General features: G+C 68.7%; 13 protein-coding genes. 11 read left to right on the forward strand and 2 right to left on the reverse strand.

What is annotated here, in order from left to right:
- The first annotated feature begins 314 nt into the window (after positions 1 to 314).
- On the forward strand, positions 315 to 1,556 hold the full coding sequence (locus NJ1_RS24835) for a PucR family transcriptional regulator (RefSeq protein ID WP_067698794.1): 1,242 nt from the start codon (positions 315 to 317) through the stop codon (positions 1,554 to 1,556).
- A gap of 13 nt (positions 1,557 to 1,569) precedes the next feature.
- Here NJ1_RS24835 and NJ1_RS24840 read toward each other — a convergent pair whose 3' ends face one another.
- Complete coding sequence (locus tag NJ1_RS24840; RefSeq protein WP_067698529.1) at positions 1,570 to 1,836, reverse strand: DUF2277 family protein; 267 nt, start codon at positions 1,834 to 1,836, stop codon at positions 1,570 to 1,572.
- Between the two features lie 127 nt (positions 1,837 to 1,963).
- On the opposite strand from NJ1_RS24840, the gene NJ1_RS24845 reads away from it, so the two are divergent.
- Positions 1,964 to 2,809, forward strand: coding sequence for a DUF1266 domain-containing protein (locus NJ1_RS24845; protein ID WP_067698531.1), 846 nt, complete (start codon positions 1,964 to 1,966; stop codon positions 2,807 to 2,809).
- A gap of 120 nt (positions 2,810 to 2,929) precedes the next feature.
- Here NJ1_RS24845 and NJ1_RS24850 read toward each other — a convergent pair whose 3' ends face one another.
- The gene (locus NJ1_RS24850) at positions 2,930 to 3,796 is read right to left on the reverse strand and encodes a hypothetical protein (RefSeq protein WP_245717573.1); all 867 of its coding nucleotides are present in this window, start codon (positions 3,794 to 3,796) and stop codon (positions 2,930 to 2,932) included.
- Positions 3,797 to 4,197: 401 nt separating this feature from the next.
- Here NJ1_RS24850 and ftsH point away from each other — a divergent pair, with 401 nt between their 5' ends.
- The 9 genes from ftsH (at position 4,198) to panC (ending at position 13,517) form a co-directional block, all read left to right on the forward strand.
- Complete coding sequence (gene ftsH / locus NJ1_RS24855; RefSeq protein ID WP_067698535.1) at positions 4,198 to 6,612, forward strand: ATP-dependent zinc metalloprotease FtsH; 2,415 nt, start codon at positions 4,198 to 4,200, stop codon at positions 6,610 to 6,612.
- Between the two features lie 174 nt (positions 6,613 to 6,786).
- Positions 6,787 to 7,407 (forward strand): GTP cyclohydrolase I FolE, encoded by a 621-nt coding sequence (gene folE, locus NJ1_RS24860; protein WP_157574191.1) that lies wholly within the window; start codon positions 6,787 to 6,789, stop codon positions 7,405 to 7,407.
- 11 nt (positions 7,408 to 7,418) lie between these two features.
- A complete protein-coding gene (gene folP, locus NJ1_RS24865; protein ID WP_084478803.1) occupies positions 7,419 to 8,321 on the forward strand; it encodes a dihydropteroate synthase in 903 nt (300 codons plus the stop codon).
- Between the two features lie 131 nt (positions 8,322 to 8,452).
- The gene (gene folB, locus NJ1_RS24870) at positions 8,453 to 8,815 is read left to right on the forward strand and encodes a dihydroneopterin aldolase (RefSeq protein ID WP_067698801.1); all 363 of its coding nucleotides are present in this window, start codon (positions 8,453 to 8,455) and stop codon (positions 8,813 to 8,815) included.
- A 3-nt stretch (positions 8,816 to 8,818) separates the two neighbouring features.
- Positions 8,819 to 9,352, forward strand: a complete 534-nt coding sequence (gene folK / locus NJ1_RS24875; RefSeq protein WP_067698537.1) for a 2-amino-4-hydroxy-6-hydroxymethyldihydropteridine diphosphokinase — start codon at positions 8,819 to 8,821, stop codon at positions 9,350 to 9,352.
- A gap of 193 nt (positions 9,353 to 9,545) precedes the next feature.
- Positions 9,546 to 10,016, forward strand: a complete 471-nt coding sequence (locus NJ1_RS24880) for a DUF3180 domain-containing protein (RefSeq protein ID WP_067698539.1) — start codon at positions 9,546 to 9,548, stop codon at positions 10,014 to 10,016.
- A 69-nt stretch (positions 10,017 to 10,085) separates the two neighbouring features.
- Positions 10,086 to 11,423 (forward strand): DUF6779 domain-containing protein, encoded by a 1,338-nt coding sequence (locus tag NJ1_RS24885; RefSeq protein ID WP_067698541.1) that lies wholly within the window; start codon positions 10,086 to 10,088, stop codon positions 11,421 to 11,423.
- A gap of 238 nt (positions 11,424 to 11,661) precedes the next feature.
- Positions 11,662 to 12,591, forward strand: coding sequence for a Rossmann-like and DUF2520 domain-containing protein (locus NJ1_RS24890; protein WP_067698543.1), 930 nt, complete (start codon positions 11,662 to 11,664; stop codon positions 12,589 to 12,591).
- Positions 12,591 to 13,517: a pantoate--beta-alanine ligase gene (gene panC / locus NJ1_RS24895; RefSeq protein WP_067698545.1), complete on the forward strand. Its 927-nt coding sequence runs from the start codon at positions 12,591 to 12,593 to the stop codon at positions 13,515 to 13,517. The genes NJ1_RS24890 and panC overlap by 1 nt, the downstream gene beginning before the upstream one ends.
- The last annotated feature ends 5 nt before the right edge of the window (positions 13,518 to 13,522 follow it).

The raw sequence follows: 13,522 nt of genomic DNA on the forward strand, positions 1-13,522 counted from the left end.
CTTGCGCGTCCCGGTCTTGCGGGTGGTCCCGGTGGCTCGTTCGGTATTTGTCACGTTGTGCTCTCCCACGTGCGCGGCGTCGTTGCCTTGGTGCAGGGCCCTACGGTCGTGCTGTTCCATGCGGTGCGCTGACCCAGAGGCAAGTGCGGGCGTGCAGTGCCCCCGAATGGCAGGCAGTGCGAACAGCGAGCTGTGCGACAGCTCACTGGACTATGATCGTGACACAATTTCGGCCGGACATTCTTGGCTCATCGGGTCAATTATTCGGTTCGGTTTTGTGCTTTGGATACAAAATTGGAGGCCGACTGGTGGCGATGACCGCGCCCAGCGCCGAGATTCGGCAGTGGATCGCCGACTTCGTCGCCGAGACCCTGCACGCCGAGGCGCTCGAACAGGTCGTGACCCGGCTCGACACCGCGATCATCGCCCGCGTCCCGGAACTGCGTGACCCGGACATCCGCCGCGACCTCGCCGCCAGCAGCCGCGCGCACGCCCTGGAAGTGCTCAGCGGCCTCACCCAGGACCGGATCGACTATCCGGTCCCCGCCGAAGCCCACGCCTTCGCCCGCACCCTCGCCCGGCGCGGTCACGACCTCCGGCTGCTGCTGCGCGTCTATCACTTCGGGCAGGAGGCGGTCATCGACTACATGACCGACATCCTCGAGGAGCGCCGACTGCCGCACGACATCGAACGGGCGGTGCTGCTGCGCCTGTTCGAGCGCACCACCCGCTGGGTCGGCACCTCGGTCGAGGCCCTCACCGACACCTACACCGAGGAGCGCGAACGCGGTCTGCGCGCGGCCCTGACCCAGCGCGCGGAGGTGGTGCGCAGCCTGCTCGACGATGTGGACCTGGACCTCGAACAGGCCTCGACCCGGCTCGGATACCGCCTGGCGCAACGACATCTGGCCCTGCTGCTGTGGACCGACGAGGACGCCGCACCGGCGCCGCCGGGCGGCAACGGCGACGCGGCCGGTCTGCTGGAGCGGATCGCCACCCGCTTCGCCCTGTCCCTCGGCAACGGCAGCGTCCTGACGATGCCGTCCGGCGCCACCGCGCTGTGGGCGTGGATCGGTGTGGACGATGGGCTGCCGGAGCCGTCAGAGGCCGCCTGGGCGGTCGAAACGCCTGTCCGGGTGGCGGTCGGAATCCCGGCCACGCACCTCGCCGGGTTCCGGGGCAGTCACCGGGAGGCCGTCGCGGCGCGGCACGTCGCCGAACGCGCGCGGCCCGGACGGCCCCGCGTCGTGCACTACCGGGATGTGGAGGTCGCCTACCTCGCGGGCGCCGACGAGATCGCCATGCGGGCCTTGATCGACAGGGAACTGGGGGCGCTCGCCGCGAACGACGCACACTCGGCGCGATTACGCGACACGCTGCACGCTTATCTGCGCGCCCGGCGCAGCCCGGACGCCGCCGCCAAAGCGCTCGGGGTGCACAAGAACACGGTGCGCTATCGGATCCAGCGCATAGAGGAACTCCTGGGTCACTCCATCGACCAGCGAGGATCGCGACTCGAGATCGCGCTCGACTGCGTGGCCGTCTACGGCGTCTGAACGCTCGCGGAACTCAGCTCGCGTCCTCGGCGACCGCCTCCCGGCCCCGTCGCGCCGGCGGCTCGTCCGGCACCGGCAAACCCCGCTCCGGCAGTTCCGCCAGCAGTGCGGTGGTGGCCGCCGCGATCGTCGCCACCGCCTTGTCGACCGCCGTCTTCGTCGCCGTCGTCAATCCCGATACTCCGCCGACCTTGCGCACGAACTCCTGTGCCGCCGCGTAGATCTCCTGCTCGGTGGCCGGTGGTTCCAGCCCTCGCAAGAGGGTGATATTCCTGCTCATGCCCCAGAGGCTAGTGCCCGATTTCCTTGTGTGACAGGGCAAGAATCAGACACGTGCGCAGGAGAGCCGCCACACGCGATCGGCGAATACTCGGCCACCCCAAGATCGATGAGACACAATCGAGGGTATGCCCGCCCGCGACGTGCCCACGCTGACGACCTTCCCCTACCCGGAGCTCGACCAGCGCGAGGACGACCACTGGTCCGGCGCGCAGGTCGCGGACGACGAATTGCGCGCCCTGGCGCTCGGCGGTTTCTACTCCGCCCGGTGGGACGCCTTCCACGACGCCCTGCTGCTCGGCCCCGAGCGCGAGCATCCGCTCGGCGATCGCCGCGAACTCGCCATCGACACGCTGACCGGAGCGTGGGGCATCACGGACGGCACCGAGGCCATGGCATCCATGGAGCAACTACTGGAAGGCATGCACTCACCGCTCTACGCACTCGTGCACCCACTGGTGCAGGCCGCCCTCGATTCCCCCGAGCGCGACCGCTTCGGCGAGCGCGCCGACCGGCACCGCGCCTTCCTGCGTCAGGTCGGCTCGTTCCGCGGCATGGAGAATCCCGAAGCGCTGGTTCGCGATTACGACATCTGGTCCCAGGCCATCAAGCTCGGCCTCACCGACCATCTGGTGCGCCCGCTGCCCACCGACATCCAGGCCTGGGATCTGGCCCGGGTGGTCGCCGTCGCGCGAATGGCGTACACCGCCGGATACCTGGACGCCGAGGTCGCCTGGGACTACCTGCTGCGCGCCCTGCCGCTGGCGCAGCGCAAGTACCGCAACTGGCGGCAATTCGGCGACGCCTACCTGGCCGGCTGGACCTACTGGCAGGCGTGCGAGGACCTCGCCGAACTCAAGTCCGGCGGCGTGGACCGGCGCATGGAACTGCTGCGGCTGTGGATGCGTCCGACCAGCCCCTGGCGGCGCATCACGCTGCAGCCCGAGGAACAGCAGCCCGCTCCGAGCGAATAGCGGCACGCGCACCTGCCCGGCTCCGGATCGCTCCGGCCGGGCAGAAATCCAGCGGGCCGGAAATCCAGCGGGCGGAGCGAAGTCGGATCGACCGATCTTTTCCGGAGAGCCGGGTGGTGCTCAGTCGGGTAGCGACCGCAGAATTCCGCGACCGTAACGCTGGAATTGCGCGTCGTCGACCATGCCGAGCGAATGCCGCTCGACGAGCAATTCCCATTCGGAATACAGCTTCGAGACGCCGGGGTCCGCGGGCCCGGCCGCACCATCGGCGACCTCGCGCTGAATCGCGAAATTCAGTGCGCCCGTTACCCTTTCGGTATCGGCGCGATCCGTTCCGATGAAATGCCAGGTCTGATTGCCGTCATTGACCTCGACACCGTATTCGCCCGGCGCGACGCCCGAGGTTCCGGAATCGTCGGTGGTGCGAGCCCACAGCAGCGCGGCGATCGGCAGTTCGTGCGCGAAGCGCTTGGTTGCACCGAGTGAAACGAAGATCAGCCGGGTGGTGGTGACGGCGAGCAGGCCGGTGCCGCGCGCGGTGGGCGGCTGCGCCGAGACGATCGCACTCTCGAGCACGAATTCGTCGGGCGTGACGTAGCGGTGCAGCGCGGCGACGGCCGGTTTGGCATCGCGCCTGGGAACCATGCGGCGGACCGCGCGATCCACATCGGCACGAGCCGGCCCGGTACGACCCCAGGACGGCGTGGGCGGGGTCAGGTCGGGGGAGGCGACATCCAGACGCTGGGTGGCCAGAATCTGATTGTTGATCCGCTCGACGATGACCGTGGCGGTGGGCACGTCGTGTTCGGCGATGAGCACCGGCAGGGGAGTCCGGTCGGCGGGAACGCCGGTGAGCACGGGGGTGGGGTATCGCAGATAGATCTCGATGACGACGGCGTCATCCGCGCGCCGGTTCAACCGAACCTTGAGAAGTTCGGCGACCGGCACGTCGAGCACGCGCTCGCCGTCGGTTCCGGGTCGCAGCACCGTCAAACGCCCGTTGCCATGACGCACAATCGCTGTGGGTGTCCGTAGCTCGACTATGTCCATACCCCCTGCGCTCTGTTGTGTCGTCGATCGTTGTGTCGTCGATCACGATAAGACGACCATGCCATCATTGTGACCACTCGGTCCGACACCAGGGGGTGCTCGCTCCGAAGTGTTGCCGCAGATGATCGGGGAACCACCTGCGTTCTTCAGCCGTTTACCTGTTGAACTGCACCAGCTGCCGAACTGCGCGATGTAACGACTAGACCGTACGCGGTAACGTGGCATGTCCGCATCCGTTCGCCGGAACGGGCGCGCCCCGCCCCTCGAACTCATAACGACAAGCATCGCAGGCAACCGGATACACCCCCCGGAAAGGATTGGCCGCCGGCCGACGCTCTATGACCCGCAAGAATGTGTTCCGCAACCTGGCCATAGTCGCGGGCTTTCTGCTCGTGATCTACCTGGTCAGCATCTTCAGTGACAACACGCGCGGCTGGAAGAGCGTCGACACGTCGGTGGCGCTCTCCCAGCTGCAAGACAAAGGCAATATCGACACCGTCCAGATCGACGACAAAGAACAGCAGATTCGCATCACGCTGAAAAACGGCAACGATGCGACGGGCAACGAGAAGAAGATCATCGCCAAGTACCCCGGCGGTGGTGAGGTGTCGCAGCAGGTCTTCAAGGCCGCGCAGGACACCGGCGCGAAGGTGAACACCAGCGTCAAGCAGGACAGCTGGCTCAGCCAGATCCTGCTCTTCATGCTGCCCATGCTGATTCTGCTGGGCCTGTTCATCTTCGTGATGTCCCGCATGCAGGGCGGTGGCCGCGGCGGCATGATGGGCTTCGGTAAATCGAAGGCCAAGCAGCTGTCCAAGGACATGCCCAAGACCACGTTCGCGGACGTGGCCGGTGCCGACGAGGCCGTCGAAGAGCTGTACGAGATCAAGGACTTCCTGCAGAACCCGACGCGCTACCAGGCGCTGGGCGCGAAGATCCCGAAGGGCGTGCTGCTGTACGGCCCGCCCGGTACCGGTAAGACGCTGCTCGCCCGCGCTGTCGCGGGTGAGGCCGGAGTGCCGTTCTTCACGATCTCCGGCTCGGACTTCGTGGAGATGTTCGTCGGCGTCGGCGCGTCCCGCGTGCGCGATCTGTTCGATCAGGCCAAGCAGAACAGCCCCTGCATCATCTTCGTCGACGAGATCGACGCGGTCGGCCGCCAGCGCGGCGCCGGCCTCGGCGGTGGCCACGACGAACGTGAGCAGACGCTGAACCAGCTGCTGGTCGAGATGGACGGCTTCGGTGAGCGCACCGGCGTCATCATCATCGCGGCCACCAACCGGCCCGACATCCTCGATCCCGCGCTGCTGCGCCCGGGCCGCTTCGACCGGCAGATTCCGGTCAGCAATCCGGACCTGGCCGGTCGTCGCTCGATCCTGCGGGTGCACTCGCAGGGCAAGCCGATCGCGCCCGACGCGGACCTCGAGGGTCTGGCCAAGCGGACCGTCGGCATGTCCGGCGCCGACCTGGCCAACGTGATCAACGAGGCCGCCCTGCTCACCGCCCGTGAGCACGGCACGGTCATCACCGGCGCCTCGCTCGAGGAATCGGTGGATCGCGTGATCGGCGGCCCGCGCCGCAAGTCCCGCATCATCAGCGAGGAAGAGAAGAAGATCACCGCGTACCACGAGGCCGGGCACACCCTGGCCGCGTGGGCGATGCCGGACATCGAACCCGTCTACAAGGTCACCATCCTGGCTCGCGGCCGCACCGGCGGCCATGCCATGACGGTGCCCGAGGACGACAAGGGCCTGATGACCCGCTCGGAGATGATCGCCCGCCTGGTCATGGCCATGGGTGGTCGCGCGGCCGAGGAACTGGTGTTCCACGAGCCGACGACGGGCGCGTCCTCCGATATCGACCAGGCCACCAAGATCGCCCGGGCCATGGTCACCGAGTACGGCATGAGCGCTCGCCTGGGTGCGGTGCGCTACGGCCAGGAACAGGGCGACCCGTTCCTGGGCCGCTCGATGGGCACCGCGTCGGATTACTCGCACGAGGTCGCCCGCGAGATCGACGAGGAGGTGCGCAACCTCATCGAGGCCGCGCACACCGAGGCCTGGTCGGTGCTCAACGAGTACCGCGACGAACTCGACGCCCTGGCCACCGCCCTGCTCGAGCGGGAGACCCTGCACCGCAAGGATCTCGAGGTCGTGCTCGCCACCATCGACAAGCGCCCGCGCATCACGGCGTTCAACGATTTCGGCGGCCGCACTCCCTCGGATCGCCCGCCGGTGAAGACCCCGCGCGAGCTGGCCACCGAACGCGGTGAGCCGTGGCCCGAGGAGCCGGTGCGCCAGGAGCGTCCGGTCACCGCCGGAGCCCCGGCCAACGGTGGGTACGCCGATCCGGCGTACGGCGCGCCGCAGCCGCAGTACGGCTACCCCGCGCCGGCCGGTTACCCGGCGCCGCCGCAGCAGCAGCCCGCGTACCCGCGGCACGGCAGCGGCACGCACGGCTCGCGTCCGGACTACGGCGCTCCGGCCGGGTGGTCCGCTCCGGGCTGGCCGCCGCAGGAGGATCAGCCGCAGACTCCGGCCCGTCCCGCGTACGGCGGCTGGGCGCCCGCCGGTGGGCAGCGTTACCAGCAGCCGCCCGAGTACGGGCAGCAGCCGGGAGCGCAAGCGCCGCAACCGGAGTACCCGCAACCGGGTTACGGCCAGGCTCCGGACCGTGAATCCCCGCAGCCCCCGGCCTCCGGGAATGACGAGGACGACAACAACGGTTGGGACGGACCGAACGGTCGTCGCTGACCGGGGCCCGGATATTCTCTACATGTTCGTGGCCCGGCTCGGGTCTGCTCGACCGGAGGGGTGACGCCCGCCGCCGGCCACACAGGTCGGCGGACCGGCGGGCAGCCCGAGCCGTCTTGGCGTCACGAACACGCCGCCCCTCACGGGCGCGGCATTTCACACAGGAGGTGTCGATTGTCGGCAAACAGCCGTGTCGTCTCCGGCCCGATCGCGCTCGACACCGGTCGGCCGTTCGATCAGGCGCGCGCGGAAGCCGCCGTGCGGGAGCTGCTGATCGCGGTCGGCGAGAACCCGGATCGTCCCGGGCTCGCCGATACCCCGGCCCGGGTGGCCCGGGCCTATCGCGAAATGTTCGCGGGACTTTTCACCGACCCGTCCGAGGTGCTCAACACCACCTTCGACGAGGGGCATCAGGAATTGGTGCTGGTGCGCGACATTCCCATGTACTCGACCTGTGAGCACCATCTGGTGTCCTTCCACGGGGTCGCGCACGTCGGGTACATCCCCGGCCCGCACGGCCGTGTGACGGGTTTGTCCAAGCTGGCCCGCGTGGTGGATCTGTACGCCAAGCGCCCGCAGGTGCAGGAGCGCCTCACCAGCCAGATCGCCGACGCGGTCATGAAGAAGCTGGATCCGCGGGGCGCCATCGTGGTGGTCGAGGCCGAGCATCTATGCATGGCGATGCGCGGTATTCGCAAGCCGGGCGCCAGCACCACCACCTCGGCGGTACGCGGGCTGCTGCAATCCAACGCCGCCTCGCGTTCCGAGGCGCTGGACCTCATTCTGCGAAAGTGAGCGCCCCGACCATGACGCAGAGCGGAGCGCGGGGGGCGGGACTGATCGTTCCTCGCGCGGGCCGCTCGTGTGTGGTGATTGGCGTCGTGAACGTCACCAGCGACTCGTTCTCCGATGGTGGCCGCTACCTGGATCAGAGCCTGGCGGTGGCGCACGGTCTGGAGCTGTACGACATGGGTGCGGACATCGTCGATGTCGGCGGTGAGTCGACCCGTCCCGGCGCGCACCGCATCGATCCGGAAACCGAAGCGGCGCGGGTGGTTCCGGTGATCCGGGAACTCGTCGCGGCGGGTGTTCCGACCAGTGTGGACACCATGCGGGCCTCGGTCGCGGAGGCCGCCATCGCGGCGGGCGCGTCGGTGGTCAACGACGTGTCCGGCGGTCGCGCCGACGTCGATATGGTGAAAGTCGTCGCGGCGGCGCATGTTCCGTGGATTCTCATGCACTGGCGGTCCGAGGCCGACTACGTGCACACCGGTGCGGCCGATCACTACGACGATGTCGTGGCCGAGGTGTGGCGGGAGTTGCGCGCCCAGGTCGATCTGGCCATCGCGGGCGGGGTCGACTTCGGCAATCTGATTCTCGATCCGGGACTGGGGTTCGCCAAGAACGCCGGGCACAACTGGGAATTGCTGGGCGGCATCGACGAATTCGTCGACAGCGGGCTGCCGATCCTGATCGGCGCGTCCCGCAAACGCTTCCTCGGGTCGCTGCTGGCCGATGGTGAGACCCCGCGTCCGCCGAGCGGCCGCGAGGTCGCCACGGCGACCATTTCCGCGCTGGCGGCCGAGCACGGGGCCTGGGGCGTGCGCGTGCACGATGTGCGCGGTTCCGTGGATGCCATCACCGTCAGCGATGCCTGGCGGCGGGCCTCCGGGCGCTCGCAGCGCCATTCGCAGAGGGAGAACCGGTGAGCACCGACCGTAGGGAGACTTCGGGGGCTGACCGTAGGGAGACTTCGGGCACCGACCGGAGGGAGACTTCGGGCGCTGACCGAGGGGAGACTTCGGGCGCTGACCACCGCGACGCCTGGGGTGCCGACCGCATCGAGCTGCGCGGGCTGCGCGTGTTCGGCCATCACGGGGTGTTCGATTTCGAGAAGCGCGACGGCCAGGAGTTCGTGGTCGACGTGACGGTCTGGACCGATTTCACCGCCGCGGCGAAGTCCGACCATATCGGCGACACCATCCACTACGGCGAACTGGCCGATCGGGTGGTCGCCATCGTGTCCGGTGAGGCGCGCGATCTGATCGAGACGGTGGTCTCCGAGGTCGCGGATCAGGTGCTGGTGTTCGATCCGCGGATCGCGGCCGTGGAAGTGGTGCTGCACAAGCCTTCCGCGCCGATTCCGCACACTTTCGAGGACGTCCGGGTGGTCACCTCCCGGCGTCGCGAGGCAGGGGAGTAGCCGGTGAGCCGTGTCGTCCTGTCGATCGGATCCAATCTCGGGGATCGGCTCTCGCACCTGCGCAGCGTCGTCGACGCCCTGCGTCCGCGCCTGCTGGCCGTGTCCTCGGTGTACTCGACTCCGCCGTGGGGCGGCGTGCCGCAGCAGGACTACCTCAATGCCGTTGTGGTGGCCGAGGATCCGGCCCTGGAGCCCAGCGATTGGCTGCGGCTGGGCCAAGAGCTCGAACAGGCCGCCGAGCGTGTCCGCGAAGTGCGCTGGGGCGCACGCACTCTCGATGTGGACGTGGTCTGGGCCGCCCAGCTGCGCCGCGACGTCCAGGTCGAATTCCGCAGTACCGATCCGACTCTCACCCTCCCGCATCCCCAGGCCCACAATCGCGCCTTCGTGCTGATCCCGTGGCTGGAGGTCGAGCCCGCCGCGGTCCTGGACGCCACCGGCACCCCGCGTCCGGTCCACGAGTGGCTCACCGCCCTGCCCGCCGACGAGCGGGTCGGGGTGCGCCGCACCGAACTGTCCCTGGGCTGGAATTCGTGACTTCTCGCTCGCGGTCGACGCACGGTTGGGTGCGAGATGACCGCACGTCGGCCCTGCGCCGGTGTGGGTGTCACGCGGCCGTCGGCGGCGAGTCCGGTGCCGCGGGGAAAATCCGGCGGCGCGGAGTCGGTGCCGTACGGCACTCTGGTGGAGTGTGGGCGAATGGTGACGGTGTGCGGGTGAGGTCGGTGCGGTGAGGCCGACCCGGGTGTGGGATCTGTGTGCGAACGTGGCGCTGGCGGCGGTGATCGCCTGGCTCGCGACCAATCTCGCGTATTCGAGCTTTCCGCCGATCTCGGTGTTCTCCGGCGCTTCGCTGCTGCCGGTGGCGGTGCTGGAGGTGGTGCTGGCGTTCATGATTCGCCAGCGCGTGGAGAACCGGGGGATCGGCGACGGGTCGCGGCAGTTGCATCCGATCACGGCGGCGCGGGCGATGGCGCTGGCGAAGGCGTCGGCTCAGGTGGGTTCGCTGGTGGGCGGCATCTGGCTGGGGTTCGTGATCTGGCTGCTGCCGCAGTATTCGGCCCTGCGTGCGGCGTCCGCGGATATGCCCGGAGCCGTGGTGGGTCTGGTGGCCGGAATCGCCTTGGTGGCGGCCGCGCTGTGGCTGGAGTATTGCTGCCGTGCACCGATAGATCCGCCCGATGAGGCAGCTACCTCGTAGCTAACGGATTGGTTGTGAAGACCACCAAGGTAGGAGCCGTTGTCGGAAGATCACGCTACGCTGGCTGACATGGTTTCACCCTCCCGTAGCAGTGCTTCCCGTCGTCGGCGGGACGACGCGGGAAAATTCTTCACCGGCCTGCTGCTGCTCCTCGGTCTGGTTGCCAGTATTTTCCTGGTCTTCAGCGAGAACGTCCACATGGTCCGGATCGGGCTCGTCGCGGCGCTCTGGGCGGCCGCCATCGGAGCCCTCGCCGCGACCCGTTTTCGCAGGGAATCGGCCATCGACAAGGCCAAAGTGGGTGATCTACAGAAGGTCTACACACTGCAGCTGGAGCGCGAGGTTGCTGCCCGCCGCGAATACGAGCACTCGGTCGAGGCACGGGTCCGCGGCGAGGTCGGCGCCGACGCCGAGGAGATGGCCGCGCTGCGCACCGAACTGACCGTCCTGCGTGAGAGTCTGCAGCGCCTTTTCGACGGCGACCTGCTCTTCGAGCGGCCCGCACTCCATGCCGAGGCCGTCCGAGTCCAGGAACTCCCGCGCCGGGCGAGCACGGCGGACTCCGATGCGGCGAACGATAACTGGGACGATGCGGAGCCGTGGGACCCCTGGTCCGCTCCCGATGATTCCGACGCGCGCAGCCGCATCACGCCCGTCTTCGAGCCCGATCACCCCGAGCCGCCCGCCTTCGCCACCCCCTTCGACGACCCCGTCACCGCCGAGACGTCGGTGGTCACCGAGTCGATGCGCCTGGACTACGAGCGGGCCGAAGCCCTCAAGGCGGAGGGTCTCCGCAAAACCGCCGAGCCCACCCGCCCGACCCCCAAGCCCGACCGCGAGTCGACCCCGGCGTCCGCCTCGGCAGGCGCGACTGCACCGGGTGCGGCCACCGACCCGGCGGACACGAGTACCTCGGCAGGCACGCCCGCCTCGGACAGCGTTCCCGCCCCGGCCTCCGCCTCCGCCTCCGCCTCGGCGTCGTCCCACCCCGCGAACTCCTCCGACGCGCTCTCCTCGACCGAGTCGAAGTCCACCCGCCGCACCGAGCCGATCCCGGTGAACCGCGACAACCTCCAAGAGGTCCCGTGGTTCGAAACCGATCTCTCCCCGGCCGGCAACGCCTCCCTCACCAACCTCGGTGCCGCATCGAACGACGCCGGCGAACCCAAGCAGACCACCGGCAACTCCACCGGCGCCCCCGCGGCCCGCAACGGCGCCCCCGAATCCACCGGCAAATCCAACCCCCCGGTCCCGCGCCTGGCCCCCCAACCCGAACCCGCCGCCCCCATCGGCACAGCCAGCGCCCGCCGCCGGCGCCGAGCCGACGAAGACAACCCCACCACCGGCCCGCGCCTCTCGGTAGCGGAGATCATGGCCAACCTCCGCTCCGAAAAAAGCGAGCCCTGACCGTCTCGACCAATTCGAGTCCGGCCGCGGGACTCGGCGAGCAGGTCGAAGCCTCGGATTCGGCGGGGTCCGGGGCGGAGTCCCGAGTCTCGAGGGGGTGCGGGGGCGAAGCCCCTGAGAGCCACGAGAGTTGTTTATCCCACAGTCGATGGCCTCGGCGAATCGTCGGCGATATTCTCGGGCGGTAACGTCCGGTACCCGCAGCGCGGGACTGGAACGACTTTTCGAGAGGACAAGGGTGACCTCGGACAAGGATGTCTGCGGAACCGATCTTGCGCCTGCACGGTTGACGGTGGGAATCGTCTCGGCGGGACGCGTCGGGTCCGCTCTGGGTGTGGCGCTCGAGCGCGCCGGTCATGTCGTCTTCGGTGTTTCCGCGATTTCGGATGCGTCGTTGCGGCGGGCCGAGTCGCGGCTTCCCGATTCGCGGGTGTTGCCCGCGGAAGAGGTGGCAGCGCGCAGCGAGCTGCTGATTCTCGCGGTGCCGGACAGTGAATTGGCCGGTCTGGTTTCGGGTTTGGCGGCCGCGGGTGTGGTGCGGCCGGGCACGATCGTGGTGCACACCTCGGGTGCGAACGGTGTCGGAATTCTGGCTCCGCTGACCGAATCGGGTGTGCTGCCGCTGGCGATTCATCCGGCCATGACGTTCACCGGTCACGACGAGGACATCGCCCGGTTGGGCAATGCCTGCTTCGGGGTGACCGCCGCGGACGACATCGGCTATGCCATCGCGCAGTCGCTGGTGATCGAAATGGGTGGTGAGCCGGTCCGGGTGGAGGAGGCGAACCGCCCGCTCTATCACGCGGCGCTGGCGCACGGCAGCAATCACTTGGTGACCTTGATCGTGGATGCGGTCGAGGCCCTGCGCGCCGCACTGGCCGGCCCCGGCCTGCTGGGCCAGCAGCTGATCGACGATCAGCCGAACGGCCTGGCCGAACGCATGCTGGCCCCGCTGGCCTCGGCCGCTCTGGACAATGCGCTGCGTCGCGGCCAGGCCGCGTTGACCGGTCCGGTGGCGCGCGGTGACGTGGCCGCGGTGGCCGCGCACCTGACCGCGCTGGACCAGGTGGATCCGCGCCTGAGCGCCGGTTACCGCGCACTCTCGTTGCGCACGGCCGAGCGTGCCCGGACCAATCCCGCCTTGATCGATCTGTTGGAAGGACGCTGATGGACGCGACTTTGCGCGGAACCTACCGCCGAGGTGAGTTGACCGTGCTGCACGATCCCGCGATCGTGCAGAAGGTCGTCGGCGCGCTGCGTTCGGTCGGCCGCACGGTAGCGCTGGTTCCGACGATGGGGGCCCTGCACGAGGGTCATCTGGAATTGGTGCGCCGCGCCAAACGCACCAACCAGGTCGTCGTCGTCTCGATCTTCGTGAATCCCTTGCAGTTCGGCGCGGGCGAGGATCTGGACAAGTACCCGCGCACCCTGGACGCGGATGTGGAACTGCTGCGCGGCGAGGGCGTGGAACTCGTCTTCGCCCCGAGCGCCGCCGATATGTACCCCGACGGACCGCGTACCACGGTGCACCCCGGCCCGCTCGGTGACGAGCTCGAAGGGGCAACGCGCCCAGGGCATTTCGCGGGCGTGCTGACGGTGGTGGCGAAGCTGTTCCAGGCCTGCCGACCGAACGAGGCGTTCTTCGGCGAGAAGGACTACCAGCAGCTGACCATGATCCGCCAGATGGTCCGCGACCTGAACTTCGATCTGAAGGTCATCGCGGTCCCGACCGTCCGCGAGCACGACGGGCTGGCCCTGTCCTCACGCAATCGGTTCCTCGACGCCGAGCAGCGCGAACTCGCCACGGCCCTGTCCGCGGCGCTGATCGCCGGTCGGCACGTCGCCGGTTTCGGTGCGGACGCCGTGCTCGAGGCCGCGCGTTCGGTGCTGAGCACCGCGCCCGCGATCGAACTCGACTACCTGGAGCTTCGCGGCTCCGATCTCGGCGCGGTGCAGGCCAGCGGTAATGCCCGCCTGCTGGTGGCGGCCCGCGTGGGCAGCACCCGCCTGATCGACAACATGCCCGTCACCATCGGCATCACGATGGACGGGCACCCGACCACTCCCGCTGCGCCGGCCTCGGCGAATCTCTAGGAAGG

It is taken from the genome of Nocardia jejuensis NBRC 103114, from assembly GCF_001613145.1.
Classification (GTDB): Bacteria; Actinomycetota; Actinomycetes; order Mycobacteriales; family Mycobacteriaceae; genus Nocardia; species Nocardia jejuensis.